This is a genomic window from Bacillus cereus group sp. BfR-BA-01316 (assembly GCF_022664195.1).
Classification (GTDB): domain Bacteria; phylum Bacillota; class Bacilli; order Bacillales; family Bacillaceae_G; genus Bacillus_A.
Genome location: NZ_JAKUGX010000151.1, coordinates 1 through 216 on the forward strand (window position 1 = coordinate 1; position 216 = coordinate 216).

Below are 216 nucleotides of genomic sequence, written 5' to 3' on the forward strand. Positions count from 1 at the left end.
TAAGTTCCGACCCGCACGAAAGGTGTAACGATTTGGGCACTGTCTCAACCAGAGACTCGGTGAAATTATAGTACCTGTGAAGATGCAGGTTACCCGCGACAGGACGGAAAGCCCCCGTGGAGCTTTACTGTAGCCTGATATTGAATTTTGGTACAGTTTGTACAGGATAGGCGGGAGCCATTGAAACCGGAGCGCTAGCTTCGGTGGAGGCGCTGG

The 216-nt window shown here is 52.3% G+C and carries 1 rRNA gene; it reads left to right on the top strand.

Annotation, left to right across the window (positions count from 1 at the left end):
* A 23S ribosomal RNA gene (locus tag MR071_RS25345) occupies window positions 1-216 on the top strand; the annotation flags it as partial.